The 19,312-nt window shown below is 60.5% G+C and carries 18 protein-coding genes; 4 read left to right on the top strand and 14 right to left on the bottom strand.

Annotated elements, in window-relative coordinates; all coding sequences use genetic code 11:
- Nucleotides 1-4: 4 nt before the first annotated feature.
- Genes P1U75_RS05500 through P1U75_RS05490 form a run of 3 tightly spaced genes read right to left on the bottom strand, consistent with a single transcriptional unit; the run spans nt 5 to nt 3,133 of the window.
- On the bottom strand, nt 5-1,165 hold the full coding sequence (locus tag P1U75_RS05500) for an acyl-CoA dehydrogenase family protein (RefSeq protein ID WP_300240711.1): 1,161 nt from the start codon (nt 1,163-1,165) through the stop codon (nt 5-7).
- Between the two features lie 10 nt (nt 1,166-1,175).
- Nucleotides 1,176-1,955 (bottom strand): enoyl-CoA hydratase/isomerase family protein, encoded by a 780-nt coding sequence (locus P1U75_RS05495; RefSeq protein ID WP_300240709.1) that lies wholly within the window; start codon nt 1,953-1,955, stop codon nt 1,176-1,178.
- Nucleotides 1,952-3,133 (bottom strand): acyl-CoA dehydrogenase family protein, encoded by a 1,182-nt coding sequence (locus P1U75_RS05490; protein WP_300240707.1) that lies wholly within the window; start codon nt 3,131-3,133, stop codon nt 1,952-1,954. The genes P1U75_RS05495 and P1U75_RS05490 overlap by 4 nt, the downstream gene beginning before the upstream one ends.
- Before the next feature lie 93 nt (nt 3,134-3,226).
- Between P1U75_RS05490 and P1U75_RS05485 the strand changes: the two genes are divergently transcribed.
- The 3 genes from P1U75_RS05485 (at nt 3,227) to P1U75_RS05475 (ending at nt 7,628) form a co-directional block, all read left to right on the top strand.
- Nucleotides 3,227-5,260 (top strand): NADPH-dependent 2,4-dienoyl-CoA reductase, encoded by a 2,034-nt coding sequence (locus P1U75_RS05485; protein ID WP_300240705.1) that lies wholly within the window; start codon nt 3,227-3,229, stop codon nt 5,258-5,260.
- 24 nt (nt 5,261-5,284) lie between these two features.
- Entirely contained in the window at nt 5,285-6,823 is a 1,539-nt protein-coding gene (locus P1U75_RS05480; protein ID WP_300240703.1) for an AMP-binding protein, read from the top strand.
- Nucleotides 6,824-7,052: 229 nt separating this feature from the next.
- Nucleotides 7,053-7,628: a flavodoxin family protein gene (locus P1U75_RS05475; protein ID WP_300240701.1), complete on the top strand. Its 576-nt coding sequence runs from the start codon at nt 7,053-7,055 to the stop codon at nt 7,626-7,628.
- A gap of 94 nt (nt 7,629-7,722) precedes the next feature.
- On the opposite strand, the gene P1U75_RS05470 is transcribed toward P1U75_RS05475, so the two are convergent.
- The 5 genes from P1U75_RS05470 to P1U75_RS05450 all read right to left on the bottom strand — a co-directional run bounded on the left by P1U75_RS05470 (nt 7,723) and on the right by P1U75_RS05450 (nt 12,572).
- A complete protein-coding gene (locus P1U75_RS05470) occupies nt 7,723-8,178 on the bottom strand; it encodes a PaaI family thioesterase (RefSeq protein ID WP_300240699.1) in 456 nt (151 codons plus the stop codon).
- Nucleotides 8,179-8,187: 9 nt separating this feature from the next.
- On the bottom strand, nt 8,188-8,979 hold the full coding sequence (locus tag P1U75_RS05465; RefSeq protein ID WP_300240697.1) for a helix-turn-helix domain-containing protein: 792 nt from the start codon (nt 8,977-8,979) through the stop codon (nt 8,188-8,190).
- Nucleotides 8,915-9,769, bottom strand: coding sequence for an SDR family oxidoreductase (locus tag P1U75_RS05460; RefSeq protein WP_300240694.1), 855 nt, complete (start codon nt 9,767-9,769; stop codon nt 8,915-8,917). Before P1U75_RS05460 ends, P1U75_RS05465 begins: the two co-directional genes overlap by 65 nt.
- The gene (locus P1U75_RS05455) at nt 9,766-11,703 is read right to left on the bottom strand and encodes an AMP-binding protein (RefSeq protein ID WP_300240692.1); all 1,938 of its coding nucleotides are present in this window, start codon (nt 11,701-11,703) and stop codon (nt 9,766-9,768) included. Before P1U75_RS05455 ends, P1U75_RS05460 begins: the two co-directional genes overlap by 4 nt.
- A 107-nt stretch (nt 11,704-11,810) precedes the next feature.
- Nucleotides 11,811-12,572: a glucose 1-dehydrogenase gene (locus P1U75_RS05450; RefSeq protein WP_300240690.1), complete on the bottom strand. Its 762-nt coding sequence runs from the start codon at nt 12,570-12,572 to the stop codon at nt 11,811-11,813.
- A 90-nt stretch (nt 12,573-12,662) separates the two neighbouring features.
- Here P1U75_RS05450 and P1U75_RS05445 point away from each other — a divergent pair, with 90 nt between their 5' ends.
- Nucleotides 12,663-14,030, top strand: coding sequence for a TetR/AcrR family transcriptional regulator (locus P1U75_RS05445; RefSeq protein ID WP_300240688.1), 1,368 nt, complete (start codon nt 12,663-12,665; stop codon nt 14,028-14,030).
- A gap of 15 nt (nt 14,031-14,045) precedes the next feature.
- On the opposite strand, the gene P1U75_RS05440 is transcribed toward P1U75_RS05445, so the two are convergent.
- Genes P1U75_RS05440 through P1U75_RS05415 form a run of 6 tightly spaced genes read right to left on the bottom strand, consistent with a single transcriptional unit; the run spans nt 14,046 to nt 19,030 of the window.
- The gene (locus P1U75_RS05440; protein ID WP_300240738.1) at nt 14,046-14,411 is read right to left on the bottom strand and encodes a PaaI family thioesterase; all 366 of its coding nucleotides are present in this window, start codon (nt 14,409-14,411) and stop codon (nt 14,046-14,048) included.
- 35 nt (nt 14,412-14,446) lie between these two features.
- Complete coding sequence (locus P1U75_RS05435; protein ID WP_300240686.1) at nt 14,447-14,929, bottom strand: PaaI family thioesterase; 483 nt, start codon at nt 14,927-14,929, stop codon at nt 14,447-14,449.
- 11 nt (nt 14,930-14,940) lie between these two features.
- On the bottom strand, nt 14,941-15,744 hold the full coding sequence (locus tag P1U75_RS05430) for an enoyl-CoA hydratase-related protein (protein WP_300240684.1): 804 nt from the start codon (nt 15,742-15,744) through the stop codon (nt 14,941-14,943).
- The gene (locus tag P1U75_RS05425; RefSeq protein ID WP_300240682.1) at nt 15,737-16,591 is read right to left on the bottom strand and encodes an SDR family oxidoreductase; all 855 of its coding nucleotides are present in this window, start codon (nt 16,589-16,591) and stop codon (nt 15,737-15,739) included. Before P1U75_RS05425 ends, P1U75_RS05430 begins: the two co-directional genes overlap by 8 nt.
- Before the next feature lie 10 nt (nt 16,592-16,601).
- Nucleotides 16,602-17,801: an acyl-CoA dehydrogenase family protein gene (locus P1U75_RS05420; RefSeq protein WP_300240680.1), complete on the bottom strand. Its 1,200-nt coding sequence runs from the start codon at nt 17,799-17,801 to the stop codon at nt 16,602-16,604.
- A gap of 14 nt (nt 17,802-17,815) precedes the next feature.
- The gene (locus P1U75_RS05415) at nt 17,816-19,030 is read right to left on the bottom strand and encodes an acyl-CoA dehydrogenase family protein (RefSeq protein WP_300240678.1); all 1,215 of its coding nucleotides are present in this window, start codon (nt 19,028-19,030) and stop codon (nt 17,816-17,818) included.
- Nucleotides 19,031-19,312: the final 282 nt, after the last annotated feature.

Here is a 19,312-nt window from a genome sequence, read left to right as displayed (position 1 = left end):
GCGTTCAGTAGGAGCGCGGCAGGCCCATGACCTTTTCGCCGATAAAGCTAAGGCACAGCTCGCGGTTCACGGGTGCCGTCCGCAGCAGTCGCACCAGCGGGTACATTTCGTAAAGCCCCGTATCTTCGGTAAAGCCCGATCCGCCATGGGCCTGAAGCGCCGCGTCGACCGCTTCGATCCCGGCCTCTGCGGCGGCGTATTTGGCCATGTTCGAAGACGCACCGGCGGGCAGCTTGTTGTCGAATTCCCATGCCGCGCGGCGGGTCATCAGACTGGCCATTTCGACCGCTGTATGTGCCTTGGCCATTGGGTGCTGCACGCCTTGGTGCGCGCCAATGGGTTGGCCGAAGACATTGCGCTCGGAGGCATAGGCCACGCCCTTGTTCAACGCGAACCGTCCGATGCCGCAGCAGAGAGCACCTAGGATGATGCGTTCGGGATTGAGGCTGTCGAACAGGATCGAGAACCCTTCATCGACCTCGCCGACCACGTCCTCGGGGCCCAGATCGACCTCGTCAAAGAACAGGGTCCACTGTTCCTCGGGCAGCGGAATCGAGATTTTCACCCGCTGCTTGTCGACGCCCTTTTTCTTCAGGTCGACGGCAAACAAGGTGAAGCCGTCGGTCTTGCGGCTGACTTCGTTATGCGGCTTGGTTCGCGCCACGACCAGACAATAGTCCGAAACCTCGGCGCCAGTGATGAAGGTCTTTTCGCCCGACAGGCTGAACCGGTTGCCCCGGCGCTTGGCCAGCGTGGTGGCCTTCATCGTGTTCGACCCGGCGCCCGGTTCGGTGATCGCAAAACAGAACTGGATCTCGCCGCGACAGGCGGCCGGAAGCAGCTCTTTCTTGTGGAATTCGGTTCCGTGGCTGGCGAGGTGGGCCAGCGACATGGTCGGTCCGACCACCATCATCAGAAGCGGGATGCCGTGATTGGCGGTGCCCTCCATGAACAGGGCCATTTCGGTCATGCCAAGGCCGGCGCCGCCGTATTCTTCGGGCACCATGATCCCCAAGAAGCCATCATCGGCAATTTGCTGGAACATCTCCCTGGGGAATTCATGCCTGCGGGCGTGATCCAGCCAATAGGCATTGTCGTATTTCTGCGCCAACTGTCCGCCGTAGTCGTAAATCTGGCGCTGTTCGTCGTTAAAAGTGAAATCCATAGTCTCGTCCTTAGGCCTTAAATTCGGGGGCGCGACGGTTCTCGAACGCGTCGAGTCCTTCGGCGACGTCATCGCCAGGCAGTGCGCGCACGGCGGCGTCACGCTCCAACCGCATTTGCTGGTCAATGCCGAGATCCGCGCCTTCCCGTGCCAGCCGCTTCATCTCGGCAATGCCACGACGCGAGCGGGTGGCGATCTTCTGGCAGTATTCCAGCGCGGCCTTATGCAGATCCGCATCCGGCACGATGTAATTCACAAGACCGGCCTCTTTGGCCACGCCCGCTTCAAGCCAGCGGGCCGAGAACATCAGGTCAAGCGCCCGGCGCTGTCCCATCAACCGCGTGAGCCGTTGCGAGCCGCCCCAGCCGGGGATCAAACCGAATTGTGCGTGCTGATCGCCAAATTGGGCGGCTTCGGCCGCAAAGCACACATCGCATGCCAGCATCAGTTCGATCCCGCCGGCCAGACACAACCCCTGCACCGCCACGACAACAGGGAGGGAGGAGGTTTCGAGCGCGCGCAGGTTGTTCATGCCAAAGGCGATGAAATGGTCCAGCGCGGCGGGATCGTTCAGTTTGCCTTTCACTTCAGTCAGATCTGCACCGGTGCAAAAGTGCTTGCCTCGCGCCCGGATCAGGATCGACCGGATGTTCCGGTCGGCCTCGAACCTGACGCGCGCAGCAGAGATGCACTCGTGAACCTGCAGTGACAGGCAATTAAATTTCTCGGGGCGGGCCAGCTCGATGATGCCAACGTTGCCTTCGGTACTTACGGCGACTGGATCACTCATTTCGATGCTCCTTTCGCTTTCTTGTCGTACTGAAGCGCCATCCGCCCGACCTTCTCACGGGCGATCACAAGCTTCTGGATCTGCGCAGTGCCATCACCGATCTGCAGACCAAGCACATCGTTATAGCGCTGGTGGTGGGGCAGGTCGGTAGTGTAGCCGTAATGTCCGTGCAGGATCAGACACTGGTGCAGGATCTCACAAGCCGTCTTGGGCAGATACCATTTGCACATCGCCGCCTGAGAAGTGTGGGGCTGGCCGCGGTCGCGCAGGTCCAGCGTGTAGTAGCAAAGCTGACGCATCATGGTCAGCTGGGTTTCGGCCTCGGCCAGCGGGAAGCTGACGCCCTGGTATTGCACGATGGGCGCGCCGAATGCCTCGCGTTCCTGCACATAGGCCCAGGTTTCATCCACCGAGGCCTGCGCCGCGCCCAGGCATTCCAGCCCGATCAGCGCGCGGGAATAGTCGAACCCGGCCATGATCGTGCCAAAGGCACGGTCCTGTTCGGCCATCATGTTTTCGGCCGGCACAAAAACGTCGTCGAAAAACACTGAACCGCGCCCGACAGGCTTGGTGCCGATATCGTCAAAATGCGTGCGCTTGATGCCGTCCTGATTGAGATCGACGAAAAAGGCGCTGACGCCGCGTGCGCCGCCGTCAGGGTCGCCGGTGCGTGCAAAGACCACCGCCGCATCGGCCTGGCTGGCAAAGCTCATGGACGTCTTTTCGCCATTCAGCCGCCAGCCGTTGCCGGATTTCTCGGCCTTCAGGATCAGGTTCGCCGCATCCGATCCGCCGCGCGGCTCTGTCAGACCCAGGCCGATGACGGCGTCACCCGAAACAACCCTGGGCACCCATTCCGAAGCGATGTCCCTGGAGGCGTGCTTGGCCACCATACCCCCCATAAGAGAGCCCAGAAGCTGTACGTAACTTGCGTTGAAATCGGCATAGGCGATTTCTTCAACGATCAGCCCCGACGTGACAGAGCTTTCACCCAGTCCGCCGAATTCTTCGGGCAGATCGGCCCCGATCAGGCCCAGTGCGCCCATCTCCTTGATCAGCGCACGATCGAAGGTATGGCCGCTTGCGCGCTCCTGATAAGTGGGCGCAAGTTTTTCCGTGGCGAAACGCTTCGCGGTTTCGCGAAACGCCTTCTGATCGTCTGTTGGCTGGAATTGCATCGGTGCTCCTCCCAATGACCGAAAATTATCTTTCCAAAAATCTAACAAATGTTAGAATACAGATCAAGCGTAGTTTTGAGGAGGACGCCCAAAATGGAAAATAAGCCAACAGAGAGCTTCGGAACCATGCTCTCGCCCATCCGCGCAGGCGAGCATATATTGCGAAATCGTGTCATCATGGGGTCGATGCACACGCGGCTGGAAACCGAGCCTGACGGCATTGCCAAACAGATCGCGTTTTACGCTGAGCGGGCGCGGGGGGAGGCGGCGATTCTGGTCACCGGTGGGTTTTCCCCCAATGCCGAGGGCATATTCGATCCCGAAGGTCCGCGCATCGATGACCCTGAAGAGGCACGCGGCCTGCGCCCAATCTGCGAGGCGGTGCAGGCCGAAGGCAGCCTGCTCTGCGCGCAGCTTTTGCATGCCGGGCGCTATGCCAAGATCGAAGGCTGCGTGGCGCCAAGCCCGATCCGGGCGCCGATCAACCGTTTTGTTCCGCGCGAAATGACCGACGCCGACATCCGTCGCACCATCGAAGATTTCGCCAAAGCCGCCGCCAATGCGCAGGCCGCAGGTTTCGATGGCGTCGAAATCATGGGCTCCGAAGGATACCTTCTCAACGAATTCACCGTCACCCATACCAACAAACGCGAGGACGACTGGGGCGGAAGCGCCGAGAACCGCCATCGCTTCCCGGTCGAAATCGTGCGCGCAGTACGTGAACGCTGCGGGCCCGACTTTCTGATCATCTATCGGATTTCGGCGGCTGATCTGGTCGAGGGCGGCGCACCCGCCGAAGAAATTGCAGACCTGGCGCGCAAGATCGAGGCAGCGGGTGCGGATATTCTGAACACCGGCATCGGCTGGCACGAGGCACGCGTACCGACGATTGCCTATCCGGTTCCGCGCGGTGCCTGGCGCAAGGCGGCGAGCAACGTGAAAGCGGCGGTATCGATTCCGGTGGTCGCCTCGAACCGAATCAACACGCCCGAGCTTGCAGAGGATATCCTTGCCTCTGGCGATGCGGACATGATCTCGATGGCCCGGCCTTTTCTGGCTGACCCGCATTTCGTCAAGAAGGCGCACGAAGGCCGCGCCGACGAGATCAACACCTGTATTGCCTGCAATCAGGCCTGTCTGGACTTCATCTTTTCGGATCGGCCAGTCGGTTGTCTGGTCAACCCACGCGCCGGGCGTGAAACCGAATTTCGGGATACGCCGACAGAGTCACCCAAGAAAGTGGCCGTGGTCGGTGGCGGCGCCGCAGGCATGGCTACAGCCGCCGAGGCGGCGAGACTGGGCCACGACGTCACGCTTTTCGAAGCGCAAGACAAGCTGGGCGGTCAGTTGAATCTGGCACGCGCGGCACCGGGCAAGGACGAATTCGACGAAACCTTGCGGTATTACAGCGGCCAGATGCAAAAGCACGGCGTCAAGCTGCGCCTTGGGCAGCGGGCCGGGCTGGACGATCTGAACGGCTTTGACCATGTGGTCATCTCCACCGGGGTCACGCCGCGCATTCCCGACCTGCCCGGTATCGATCATCCCAGTGTCGCAACCTATGCCGAGATCCTGTCCGGCGCGCGCGTGGCGGGCGACTCCGTCGTGGTGATGGGGGCAGGGGGCATCGGCCATGACGTGGCCGAATTCCTGGTGACCGAACCGGCCGAGGCCCATAACCCCGACGCGTTCTGTGATACCTGGGGCGTGGACCCGACGTTTGCCACCTCGGGCGGTTTGGCGGGCGATCCGCTGGCCCCGAAATCATCGCGGCGCAAGGTTGTGATGCTGCAGCGAAAGGCGTCGAAACCGGGCGCCGGGCTTGGCGTTTCAACCGGCTGGATCCTGCGCAACGCTTTGCGCAAGCATGGAGTCGAGGCTCTTGGCGGCGTGGTCTACGACCGCATCGACGACGCCGGTCTCCATATCGTCATGGACGGAGAATCAAAGGTCATTGCCGCCGACACGATTGTGCTTTGCACCGGTCAGGAGCCGGAACGGGCCCTGGCGGAAGACCTCACCGCCCGCAACGTCACCGTCACGATGATCGGCGGGGCAAAGGAGGCCGCCGAACTCGATGCTCTGCGGGCTATTGATGAAGGGGTGCGTTTGGCGCAAAGTCTCTGAGGCTCCAGAGCGAGGGAGGATGCGATGCTGCCCGAGGTCATGCGCGCAGGGCGTGCCGATCTGTATTCGGTTTTTCGAACCCGTGTGCACGACTGCGCGGAGGCTCTGGCCGTGGAGGACGGAAGCAATCGGTTGACCTATGCCGAATTGCTGGAGCGTGTCGATCGACTGGCTTCCGTGTTTCTGGCCAGAAGCGTGGTACCGGGCGACAGGATCGCGATCCTGTCGCACAACCGAGCCGAATACCTGGAGGGTGAGCTGGCCGCAGCGGGAATCGGCGCCATCGTTGCCTGTCTGAACTGGCGGCTTGCGCCGGACGAGTTGCGGCATTGTGTCGAACTGGTCGAACCGGTTCTGGCAGTGGTCGAACCCGGACTTCGGGACGCGTATCGGGGGGTGGCCACGACCCCCTGTCTGGAAATCGGGCCGGACCTGGAGTCAGCCCTGGCCGAGGCCCGGCCCGATGCGCGCGTCGGTACTTTGGTGGACGATCCCGAAGCCGGGCTGACGATCCTTTACACCTCCGGGACCACCGGCCTGCCCAAAGGCGCGCTTATCAGCCACCGCGCTCATATCGCGCGGTCCATGGTTTTTGCGGCGCAACTGGCGCTGGATCCCGGCGACGGGTTCATCGCCTGGGCGCCGATGTTCCACATGGCGTCCACCGATCATGCGCTTGCGACGCTCTTGCGGGGCGGGACAGTGGTGATGGTGGACGGGTTGCAGTCTGCGATCATCAACGCGGCGCTGTCGCGCCACAGGATTGGCTGGTTCGTGATGATGCCGGGTGCACTGGACGCCTTTATCGCAGAAAGGCGCGCCAACCCTCTGCCGGTGAAGGGGATCAAGGTTTGCGGCGCAATGGCCGATCTGGTGCCGCCGCATCAGATCGCGGAACTGACGGGCCTTCTGGACACGCCTTACCTGAACTCCTTCGGGGCGACCGAAACCGGACTGCCCCCCGGAACCGCCAATCTGATCGCGCCCGGTGTGGTGCCCCAGACATTGTCCAAGCGGGTCAGCGCCTTTTGCGAGGTCCGGTTGGTCGGCCCGGAGGGCCGCGAGGTGCCGGTTGGAACGCCGGGCGAAATGGCGGTGCGGGGCCCGACCCTGTTTTCAGGATATTGGAACGCCGACGAAACCAATGCCCGCGACTTTCGCAATGGGTTCTTTCACATGGGCGATCTGTTCCGACGCAATCCCGATGGCACCATCGACTTCGTGGACCGGGCGAAATACCTGATCAAGACGGGCGGCGAAAATGTCTATCCCGCGGAAATCGAACGTGTGCTTCTGGCGCATCCGCGTGTGATCGATGCAGCGGTGGTGCGGGCTTTCGACGCGAAATGGGGCGAAAGCCCGGTGGCCTTTGTCGCATGCGATGTCGACGGGCCGGAGGCGCAAGAACTGATAGACCTGTGTCAGAAACATCTGGCCGGGTACAAGCGGCCGCGTGAAATCCGGTTCATTCGGTTCGAGGATTTTCCACGGTCGACTAGCGGCAAGGTCCAACGCCATGTGCTCGAAACCTGGGTCGCTGATGAAAAAGCGCGCACCCAATGATACACACGACGAACAATGGCTGTGCGGCTGCGCTCAGAACACCTTGGAAGACTCCCTAGCGTTGGTATAAAATTAATATATTACAATGACCTGCGTGCGCAAATCACGAACCGCTATTGTCGCCTCTCCAGCCCGCGCGTAAGGTTTTTAAAAACAATCAGCTTTCTTTTTGTAACCATCTCTCCTAGGTCGGAATCATTCAGATTCCAAGCAAGAGGTGTACCGAACCATGACGAAAGTCGCGATTGTCTATTACAGTGGATATGGCCACACGGAAGTGCAGGCCAAGGCCGTTGCCGAAGGCGCCAAAGGTGTCGCCGGCACCGAGATCGACCTGCTGAAACTGTCTGACGGCGGAGACCTTGACGACGCGGCCTGGGCGGCGCTCGATGCCGCCGATGCCATCGTCTATGGCAGCCCGACCTACATGGGCGGACCCGCCTGGCAGTTCAAGAAATTCGCCGATGCCAGCTCGAAGCCGTGGTTCACGCAGAACTGGAAGGACAAGATTGCCGGTGGGTTTACCACCTCGGCCACAGTCAATGGCGACAAATTCTCGACCATCCAGTATTTCATCACCCTGTCGCAGCAACACGGCCAGCTCTGGTGCGGCGTTGGCCTTATGCCGGCAAACACCAAGGCCGACGGCCCGGAAAAGCTGAACTGGACGGGCGGATATTCCGGCCTTCTGGCGATTGCCCCCTCTGACAGCGCCCCCGAGGAATACCCCACGGGCGGCGATCTGGAAACGGCGCGTGCCTACGGCAAACGATTGGTGGACGTCGCAAACCGCTGGAACAGCTGATCCAGCTTTCCTATACCGCGTCCCGGCCGCCCGAATTTGTGGCGGCCGGTTCACACTTTTCAGCCCTACTCCTCAGCCTTTGCCCGGCGTCCGGTCATCCCGCGACGCCGGTCCGCCCGACCAACGCCATCAGGGTGCCGGTCATCGTGGCGACAAGCTTTTCATTCTCGCCCGTCAGTGCATAGGCGCGCGCCTCGCAGGTGGTCAGGGTTCTGCCCGGCTTCACCACGTCGGCGACAAATCGAAACTGCTCGCCATCCGCCGGGTTGAGCAGGTTGATTTTGAATTCCACTGTCAGCACTGCCGCTTCGGCAGGCATCAGCGAAAAGGCGGCATATCCGCACGCGCTGTCCAGCGCGGTGGATACGATTCCTGCGTGCAGGAAACCATGCTGCTGGGTCAGCGCGTCGCTGTGCGCCATCTCCAGAACGATATGGCCGGGTGACAGGTCGGCAATGCCGATCCCAAGCGTGTGCATCACATTCTGCAGATCGAAACTGTCGCGCACCCGCGCGTCAAAGTCAGGGTTTTTCGGCTCGAATTGCGCCATGGCGTGATTTCACTCCTTGCAGTCATCCATGATGACCAACCTTAGCCGGTCCTTGAGCCGTGCATCTTGTAACGAAGGGCCAAAAACGCGCGGGGCCGCCTGAGAGCGAAGTGCACCGGGCGGTTTGCCGGCGAAGGCCCGGCAGGACGCTGACATATGTGACTGATCGTAATACCCGGCATCCAGCGCCAGATTGCTCAACGGCCGGGTGTTGCACGCGAGGTCTCCAAGCAGCTGGCGAAAACGCCGGGTGGCGGCGAGCCGCCGCCTTGACACGCCGGTATCGGCCCGCGCCCGGCGACGTTCTGTCCGGTCGCTGAACGTCTGCGGCGGCGCGGCAAAGCTTAGCCCCCTTGCAAGATCATCGAGCGCGGCAACAAGCGACGGCAGGCCATCATCACCCTGCCGGACCCGCCCCAGTACCAGGGTCAGCGGCGCCAGCGCCTCGGTCCCGGGCAGACGCTCCGGTCGCGCCGACAGCCCCAGCCCGGCCACAATGCCGCAAAAGGACGATCGGCGACGAGTGAAGCCCGGACGGGGTGGCGCAAGCGACACACGCGCCCCTTCATCACCGTCATGGCATCGCGTCACCGAAAGGGTGAACAGGTCGGTGGCGAAACGCCCGCTATCGCGATTGCTTAACGCGCCAGTGTCGCGGAACACGAAAAGATGGTCGATCTGTGCCGCAGCATCCGCAGACGGCTCCAGCTCAAGATAGAGCGGCGCAGGCGTCAGGTCACTCGACGAAGGCATCCCGATGCTCGGCGACGAAATCGCGAAAGCGGCGCGCCGGGCGTCCAAGCACGTCGCTCACGGTGGTCTCGATGCCGGCAAGGTAGCCCTTGGGCGCGATGGAGGCCAGTTCGACCATGGCCGCGGCGACTTCGTCCTGCATCCCGCCCGCGACCATGGCCGCCTTGGCGTCATCGGGAGACAGGGGCGCACAGGTGATGGCGCGTCCGGTCACTTCGGACAAGACAGTGGCAACATCCTCGCCGGTCAGGGCCTCGGGGCCGGTCAGGCCATAGCCCTTGCCCGCGTGGCCCGCGCCGGTCAGCGCCTCGGCGGCGACATCCGCGATGTCGCGGGCGTCGATCCAGGCCACGGGGCCGCCCAGATCATCGTAGTACACCGCGTCCTTTGCAATGTTGACGGCCTGCCACAGCAGGTTCTGCATGAAATAGGTCGGCTGGACGAAGGTCCAGTCAAGGCCGCTTTGCTTCAACAGTTCCTGGGTTTCGGAATGCCACTTGCCGAAGGTCAGCCCCGCCTTGGGCGATGCGCCAAGCCCGGTGGCCAAAACGACATGGCGCACCCCCGCAGCCTTGGCTGCCTCAATCACGTTCGCCTTCCAATGGCGCATGTCCAGATGCGCAGGCGTGACCAGATAGATCTTGTCAGCCCCGTCACAGGCCTGCGCCAGCGCGGCGGGGTCTGTGAAATCCGCTGCGACCGCTTCGCATCCCTTGGCCTTGAGCGCGCCAACCTTTGCCGGGCCGCTGGTGACAGCGCGCACGGTTGCGCCCTTGGCCAGAAGCGTATCGACAAGAGGGGCTCCGGTGGTGCCCGTGGCTCCGAATACAGTGATCATGGATTTTCCTTTTGCAGTTCAGCGATGGCATCCATCGTCTCGGGATTGCTCACCGCTGACAAATCACCCGGGTCTTCGCCCAGGAAGGCTGCGCGCACAATCCGGCGCATCGTTTTCATGCTGCGGGTCTTTGGCAGTGCCTCGACGAAATGAATTTCGCGCGGGCGGAAAGGTTTCGAGACGACCTCTCCCACCCGGTCCTTGAGCTGTTCGACGAGGGCGTCATCGGGTGACACACCCGGAGCCGCCACACAGACACAGACCACAGCCACGCCCTTGATATCGTCAGGCGCCGCGATGGCGGCGGCATCCACCACTTTTCCCGTTTCGGTCAGGGCCGCCTCGATCTCGGGCGGGCCGATGCGTTTGCCGGCGATGTTCAGCGTGTCGTCAGAGCGGCCAAGAATATACCATGTGCCGTCCGGATCCCGGCGCACCCAATCGCCGTGCCGCCACTTGCCTGGAAAGGTGGACCAGTAAGTTTCGACATACCGCTCTCGGTCGCCCCAGATGGCCGGGGTCAGGCCCATTGGCGGCTGGGTCACGACCAGTTCGCCGACCTCGCCCGGCGCGGCTTCGCTGCCGTCCTCGCGCAGCACTTTCGCCCCGACACCCAGTGCCTCAGCGGAGAATCCGCCGGGTTTGATCTCGTGCAGCACAGTCGAGGTCAGGATCGCACCGAAAAGCTCGGTTCCCCCGGCAATGTTCAGCGGCACCGCGCGACGCCGACAGATATGGTCGAATTGCCAGAGCCAGGCGTCATCGGTCCAGGGTTCACCCGTTGAGGCAACAATGCGCAGCGCCGACAGGTCATAGTCAGACAACGGCGCCGGATCCTGCGTCATGAACTGCCGCACCAGAGTGGGCGCCACGCCGAGGTGAGTCACCTCCATCTCGGAAGCAAGACGCAACAGCCGAAAAGGATCGTTTGGCATCGACGGCGCGCCCTCCGCCAGAACCAGCGTGGCGCCTGACAGCAGAACGGACAATAGGGTAAGCGGCCCCATCACCCAGCCCATGTCGGTCATCCAAAGGTGCCGGTCATCCTGTTTCATGTCGAGACACAGCAGGAAATCGGTCGTGGCCTTTGCCTGCACCCCCAAATGGGTATGCACGACGCCCTTGGGCCTGCCGGTCGTGCCCGAGGTATAGGCGATCAGGAAGACGTCTTCGGATTTGACGGGAACAGCCGGGAAATCCGGGCTCGCGTCGCCCATGGTTTCGGCCCAGTCGAGATCGCGGGCCGGATCGGCCACCGCACCCCCGAACCGTCGCAGGCTGACCACGGTGTGAACCGAAGGCACGTCGGTCAAAGCTTCGGCAAGCGCGGCTTCCATCCAGACCGGCTTGCCCCGTCGGGGTGTGGCATCCGCCGTCAGCACCGCCACGGCAGCGGCATCGTTCAGACGCGATACGATGGCGTGGGGCGCAAAGCCGGAAAACAGCGGCACCGCGATGGCGCCCAGCCGAGCGATCCCCAGAAGGGCGGCCTGAATTTCGGGGATCATCGGCATATAGATGCCCACCGCCTGACCTGGCTTTATACCGCGCGCGGCAAGGGCAGAAGCGACGCGGCCGGCTTCGGCGGCGAGTTCGGAGTAGGTCCAGTGGCGGCGGCTTCCGTCTTCGCCGACCCAGTCGACGGCAATTTTCTCGCCAAGACCTTCGGCAATACGGGAGTCGAGACAGGTTTCCGTCAGATTCAGAGTGGCTTCGACGGCCCATCTGATCGATTCAGGCCCGCTGGAAATATCTCGTAGTTCCGTGTGCGGACGCTTGAACCGAATGTCAGCATGGTCGATGATCCGGCCCCAGAACCAGTCCGGCTCCTCATTGGCGCGGCGGGCGAGATCTTCGTAACTGTCAATGCCGCATTCCTTCAGGAATGCGGTTAGCGTGCTTGAACGCTGAATGTCATAGCCTGGCTGAAACATTCGTCACCTTTTTAAAAAAAGGCCGCACTATAAGCGCGGCCAGTCAGGGAGGTATCTCTTGGCACGGCTTGGAAGCAGCGCCCTGTGACAGGCGCTGCGACCAGCGGTTAACCGTGCATGGACAAGCCGCCCGAAACCGAAATAACCTGACCGGTGATGAACCCCGCGTCATCCGACGACAGGAAACAAATGATGCCAGGGTAATCTGTCGGTTGCGCCAGGCGCTTCATCGGAATGGCCCGCTTGAGACCTTCGGCAATCTTTTCGCCAGCTTCGCCCTGTGCAACCTGTGCGAACAGCGGTGTATCGGTCGGGCCGGGAGCGACAGCGTTCAATTGGATACCTTTGCGCGCCAGTTCCCGCGCCACGGTTTTGGTGAACGATATGATGCCGCCCTTGCAGGCCGAATATACAGCTTCACCGGATGAGCCGACACGACCGGCGTCGGACGCGATATTGACAACGCGGCCACCACCGTTCTTCACCATGCCCGGAAGCACCGCGTGATGCATGTTCAGCGGACCGTACAGATTGATGTCGATGACCTTTTTCCAGATATCCGCATCTGTATCGAGGAACGGTTTGATCACGTCCCAGCCGGCGTTGTTTACCAGCGTATCAATCGGACCTCCGGCTTCGAACTCGGCCACCGCCTTGTCGACCTGAGCGCGGTCGGTGATGTCTACCTTGAAGGCCTGCGCCTTTCCGCCTGCCTCGGTGATCAGTCGGACAGTTTCGTCCGCCCCATCCTTGTTCAGATCGAAAACGGCAACTTCAGCGCCCTCTTCGCCGAAACGTTCGCAAACCGCGCGGCCGATGCCGCTGCCACCGCCAGTCACGATGACCCGCTTTTCGTTCAACCCTCGCATAGGGAGGTCCTCCTTTTCCAATAAATCTTTGTAAAGAACTTGATTCGGGGCGTTCTTTACCCTATTCTAACACTTGTTAGATTTATTGCAATGGACAGCCTTGTGGCCCGCAAGTATCGACAAGGAATGGAACAAAAAACTGACTCAACCAGGACACTGAACGAAGACCTCAGCAAGTCAGAGAGGACGCGTGAAGGCATTCTCTCAGCGGCCGCTCGACTGTTTCGATACGAAGGCTACTACGCGACTACGATGCGCGACATTGCCCAGGAATCCGGCATAGAAGCTGGAAGCATCTATTACCATTTTCAATCCAAAGACCAGATTCTGAGTGAGGTTCTGGATATTGGGGTGCGTCAACTGTACGAGAAGGTGAGTGAAATTGTCCGGTCGACGAAGGGAAATCCAGAGGATTTCCGCAAGACCTTCGCTTCGCTGATCGACACGCACCTGACTTTTCTATTGACCGACAGCGATTTCACCTCGGCCAATATCCGGAATTACCCAATGTTGTCGGATGAAACACGCGCTCCTCACCGTGAGTTGCGGGCCTCATACGCAGAGGCCTGGGGCAGTTTCCTGAATGAAGCAAAACGCAGCGGCCACCTTCGAGGTGATATATCAACTACTGTGATCCGCCAGTTCATCCTGAGTGCCATGAACTGGACTGTGGAATGGTATAATGTCGATAAGTATCCGGTGCACCTGCTCGCCGAACGCATGAGCAAGTTGGTACTCGACGGAATGTGTTTGCATCGCCGTGCTGATATAGAAGGCCTGATGCTGACTCCTGCCACACCCGTCAATGTCACGGATAACAACGGCAAGGCTTCGAAGACCCGCGCAGAGATCCTGCGGGCCGCAGCGCGCGCCATGAGGGACAATGGTTACAAGGCGACCACACTGAGAAAGATCGCGGAAGAAGCGGATATGAAGGCCGGCAGCGTCTACTACCATTTCAAATCCAAGGAAGCGATCGTGGACGAGGTACTGAACGCGGGGTTAAGCGATCTTCTAACAGGCGTCAGCGCAGCCGTTCGGAAATTCGACGCCCCGTGCGATCATCACACCAGAATAGCGACTGCAATCTGGGCGCATTTGGATTTTCTCTTCAAGGCGAGCGAGTTCACGTCAGCGAACATCAGAAGCTATGGGATGCTGCCCAACCACTTCCGGAAGAGGCACCGAGGCATTCGCCAGGAATATGGGAAACTCTGGGATACGATCCTCCGCGAAGCGCAGGAAGACGGTGCGATAAGGTCGGATATCAGAATCGTCCCCCTGCGCCAGGTGATGTTGGGTGCCTTGAACTGGACGGTGGAGTGGTTCGACCCGAACAAGGCAGGAGTGGAAGGATATCTATCACTGCATGAGTTCTCCTGTATGCTCATCAAGCTGTTGCTGGAAGGTATTTGCAACCGGGAGGCGACCCCGTCCACAGGACAAGACACGCCCTGAAAGCGGTTGCCTTGGTCAGACCAGAAGGAAGTGATACAGTCCTTCAGCAACCGCCTTTTCCCGTTCCGTCTGCCAGCTGAGCACGCTGACGCTCGCCATCCGCTTGCCCTTGCGTGTGACATTGGCACGCGCAAACAGCGGTCCCTTCACACCAGGTCGGAGGTAATCGACGGTCAGGTTAATCGGCTTGGCCGGAACGTCCGCGAAATCGGGCTGTACCGCTATGGCGGCTGTGGCTTCCATGAAACTCGCGATAATGCCGCCATGGTAGTACTCCATGATAGGGTTACCTATATGGCGGTCAGCAAAGGTCATTTCCGCCTTGGCATGGAGACCGTCTAGGCTTCGGACCTCAAAGTTGAGAAATCGGAAGAAAGGCACTCGGGATACGTGGGCATTGACAGTTTGCAAATCTATCACGAGGTTTTTCCTTTAGTCATCACGTCAAACAGACTGGTGTCACCACGCGTCAAAGCAAATGAGGCGGTTCCACGGGCTATTTCAGCATCCTCATGGCCGTCGAACCAGATGCCGCCAGAATTGAAGGCAATGTGGCGGGTCTTCCGAAAACAATGCGCGCGAACTATGACATCCGCGCGCGAACGGGCGGGGCGCAGGTAATCAACTCTTAGGTCAAGAGTTGCCATCGTGCTGACGCCTTCGATGGCCACAAAGTTCGCGAGTCCGAAAACACTGTCCAGAAGGGCCGTCAGAATACCACCATGAAGCAGAGTTTGATCCACATCGACGCAAAAGTCAGGATTAAACGGCATCCGAACCTGAACGCCTTCGGTCGCGACCTCTTCGATCTCAAGCGCCATATGCGTAATCAGACCCTTGCCGCGCGCATTCCACATCTGCGCGATTTGCTCCATCTTCTTTTTGGTGATGTCAGACATGCGGCCTTCCTTTAACGCCCTGAGAAGCTGGGTTTTCGTTTTTCGATGAACGCAGCAACCGCCTCGTGGTGGTCTTCGGTCTGATGCATCAGGGCCTGATAGGCCGCCGCGGAATTCAGGAAATCCGGTAGATCCATCCGTTCGGCATTGCGCATCAGGCGTTTGGCGATCCGCACCGCGCGCGGCGGTTTCGCAGCGATGACAGCGGCCCGTTCGCGGGCCCGATCCATCAATTCTTCATGAGGTACTAGCTCTAGCACCATGCCAAGCTCCAGCGCTTCATTGGCCTCGACCATGCGCCCCGAGAAGGTCAGATCGGCGGCCTTCTGGTGGCCCAGACGACGCAACATGAACCAACTGCCTGCATCGCCCGGAATGATTCCGAGATTCAGAAACACCTCACCGAACTTTGCTTTCTCCGAGGCAATGCGCATATCGCACATCATGGTCAGATCGCAACCCGCGCCGACCGCCGGGCCGTTGACTGCGGCGATCGTCGGAACGTCCATGTTGTACAGCGCCTGCGGAAGACGCTGCACCCCGTCGACATAGCTCTGCGCTGCCGCTAGCGGTTCCTTGCGGAACACGCTGTCGGGATCGTTCATCTCCTTGATGTCGCCGCCGGCACAAAAGGCCGGGTCGGCGCCGGTCAGGATCATGACGCTGACTTGCGGGTCGGCCTGCACCTTGGCGAATGTTTCCAGAAGAGCGGCGATCATGTTGTTGCCGGTGACCGGGTTGCGACGCTCGGGATCGTTCAGCGTAACCGTGGCGATCCTGTCGGAGATCTCCAGAAGGACAGGTTGCTTACTCATTCTTTCCGTCTCCTCGTTCGCGTTTCTCGAACATTTCTGGATTGATCATGTCGCGGGCATCGTGGCCCATATGCAGAGTTTCCCCACCGTCAACATAGATATCTTCGCCGGTGATGAAATTCCCCAGATCGGACGCAAGGAAGATGATCGTCCCGGCGATATCCTCGGCCATACCCATCCGATTCAGGACCGAACGGTTCAGTTCTTTCCACCGTTCCGGCGGAATGGGATAGCGGCCAAGCGCTTCGGTCTTGATCGTTCCCGGCGCAACACAGTTCAGACGGATGCCGTATTCGCCCCATTCGGCGGCCAGCGTTTTCATCATGCCGGTCACGCCGGCACGGGCGGCAACGGTATGGGTAAAGCCGGTAAGCGCCGTGCGCGCTGAAATGGCGGTGACAAAGACGACCGATCCACCGTTGTCATACATGAAGTGATCGGCAGCGGCGCGGGTCATCTGCCACGATCCGATCAGGTTGTTGCGAATGACCGCCTCGAAGCCTTTGTTGGTGATGTCGCGGGCGGCAGCGATGTACTGGCCACCGGCATTGTTCACCAGAACATCCAGCCGCCCGTAATGGTCCTTGATCCGTCCCATCGCGGTTTCGATACTGTCCTCGTCGCGGGTATCGCCGGGCACGACAAACGCCTCACCCCCCGCCGCGCGGATCCTTTCGGCGGTCTCTTCCAATGGCTCTTCGCGGCGTGCAAACAGCGCCAGCCTGGCCCCGCAAGAGGCCATCTCAAGCGCGGTCGCCCGGCCCATTCCAGACCCCGAGCCGGTGACAAGGGCCACCTGGCCCGCCATCAGATCCGACGCGTAACGCGGTGCTTTCTTTGCGCTCATGTTGTCCCCCTCAGTTCTTCAGAAGTTCGCCGGCGATGATCAGCTTGCGCACCTCCTGGGTGCCCGCGCCGACCTCAAGCACACGGCCGGTCCGGTAAAGCCGGTTCACTTCCGTATCGCGCATGTAGCCAGAGCCACCGTGAATCTGAACCGCCTTGTCCAGCACGAAGGACGTCACCTCGGCGGCCTTGAAGATCGCGGCGGCTGTCAGTTTGTGAATTTCGCCGCGTCCGCCTTCACCTTCTTCAAGGCCCTCGCACATGGCGACGGTCTTCAGGGAAAGGCTGCGCGCCGCCTCGATCCGCGTGTACATGTCGGCCAACATCGCCTGCACCATCTGGAAATTGGCAATCGGTTTGCCGAACTGCTGACGGGTCTTGGCATAGTCGATGGAAATTTCCAGCGCGCGCCGCGCGATTCCCATGGCATTGAAGCAGACGATGGCTCGTTCAAGGTCCAGCCCCGACATGGTCACCGCAACACCGCCATCCAGCTTGCCGACCAGGTTTTTCGCCGGTACGCGACAATCCTCGAACACCAACTCACCGGTGGGAGAGCCACGAAAGCCCATCTTGTTGAGCTTCTGCGCCACCTTGAAACCGGGTGTGTCGGTTTCCACGATGAAGGCGGAAATCCCCTTGGCGCCCTTTTCGGGCGAGGTCTTGGCATAGACCAGCACCAGATCCGCGATCGGACCATTGGTGATATAGATCTTGGTGCCGTTCAGGATGTAGGCGTCACCATCCTTCTTCGCGGTTGTCCGCATCGAGCCGAGGGCGTCGGATCCGGCGCCGGGTTCGGTCAGACCCAAGGCGCCCACCAGCTTACCCTTGCAAAGATCCGGCAAGTACTTGCGGCGCAGATCGTCATTGGCGTTACGGTAGATGTTGTTTACGCAAAGGTTGTCATGCGCGACCTGACTGAGCCCGATGGCAGCCGAAGCGCGTGACAATTCTTCGCTGATGATGCAGGCTGAGGTAAAATCGAGCCCGGCCCCCCCGAATTCAGGCGGCACGTTGAGGCCGAGATACCCCATCTCGCCCAGCTTGGGGAAAACCGATGGGGGCAGATCGTCGGTGTCGTCCATTTCCGCGTTCAGGTGGTGAAACTCGGACATGAAGAACTTTCCGGCCTGATCGGCCAGCGCCTGCTGTTCGTCGGTCATGAAGTGGGTTGGCAGATCTATGTCGTTGCGCAGTTGCTTGTTCATGGTCTCGTCCTCCCTCAGGCGCGCAGCAGTTCTTCGGCGATGATGATCTTGCGGACTTCGCTGGTGCCCGCGCCGATCTCCAGAAGTTTGTTGGCGCGGAACAACCGATTGATCTCGGTGTCCTGCATGTAGCCGGAGCCGCCGTGGATGTGGCAGGCCTCGGTAACGGCCTTGTTGAACGCTTCACCTGCATAGAGGCAAGCCGCCGCGGTCAGTTTGTGAATTTCGCCGCGCCCCCCGGCGCCCTTGGGCAAGCCGACGCAGGCAGCCAGCGCACGATATCCAAAGGCGCGGGCGGTTTCGACCTCGGTGTAAATCTCGGCCAGTTTCGACTGCACCATTTGAAAACTTGAGATCGGCTTGCCGAATTGTTCGCGGATCTTGGCGTATTCCAGACCCAGCTCCAGAGCGCGTTCGGCCATGCCAACACAGACCGAAGCGACCATCGCCCGCTCCAGATCCAGCCCGCTCATCACCACCGAAACACCGCTGTTTTCGGCGCCCATCATGGCCGATGCCGGCACCCGGCAGTCCTCGAACACCAGCTCTCCGGTCGGCGAGCCGCGAAAGCCCATCTTGTCCAGTTTCTGCGCCACTTTGAACCCGGGGTTGTCAGTTTCCAGGATGAAGGCCGAAATGCCCTTGGCCCCTTTGGACTTGTCGGTCTTGGCATAAAGCAGGACCACATCGGCGATCGGCCCGTTGGTGATGTAAATCTTCGAGCCGTTGATGACGTAATCGTCGCCGTCGCGGCGGGCGGTGGTCGCCATCGACCCCAGCGCATCGGACCCCGCACCGGGTTCGGTCAATCCCAGCGCACCCACTAATTCTCCCGTGCACAGGCTGGGGGCGTACTTCTTCACCTGCTCTTCGGAACCGTTGCGCAGCAGGTTGTTCAGGCAAAGGTTGTCGTGTGCCCCGTGCGACAGCCCAACGGCCGGGTTCCATTTCGAGATCACTTCGGACACCAGCGCCTGAGTGAATTCGTTCTGACCCGATCCGCCAAACTCTTCGGGCGCGGTGATGCCCAAAAGGCCCAGTTCGCCCATCTGCTTGAACAGATCCTCGGGCCACCAGTCTTCTTCATCCATGCGCGCCTGAAGCGGGTGAAGCACCTCGCGCGACACCCGATCGACATGATCGACGATCTGGCGCTGTTCATCGGTCAGCGAATAGTTCGCCCTGATGGCGTCCAGATCGGCCATCCCCGTACTGTCCTGACTGTTCATGGTGTTCCTCCCGAGCAGAATGTCAGACTGAGCTATTGACCAAAATCAAACATATGTTAGAAAACTTTGCAAGACGCGCTTTTCGCGATCTGACGTTGTTGATTGCGACGACGGAGGATGCTCGGGAGGGGTTTGCGGCGCTTTTGGAGAAACGCGCGCCGAGATGGACGGGCAGATAGGGAGGGGGATATGACGGATCGAAAACTGCGCATCGGGTGCGCCTCCGGTTTTTGGGGGGATACGCCCGAAGCGATTGGTCAGTTGGTGACCAAGGGCGCGATC

It is taken from the genome of Antarcticimicrobium sp. (assembly GCF_029212575.1).
Classification (GTDB): Bacteria; Pseudomonadota; Alphaproteobacteria; order Rhodobacterales; family Rhodobacteraceae; genus Antarcticimicrobium.
Note: the sequence above shows the minus strand (reverse complement) of the source record. Positions and strands in the feature narration are given on the sequence as shown.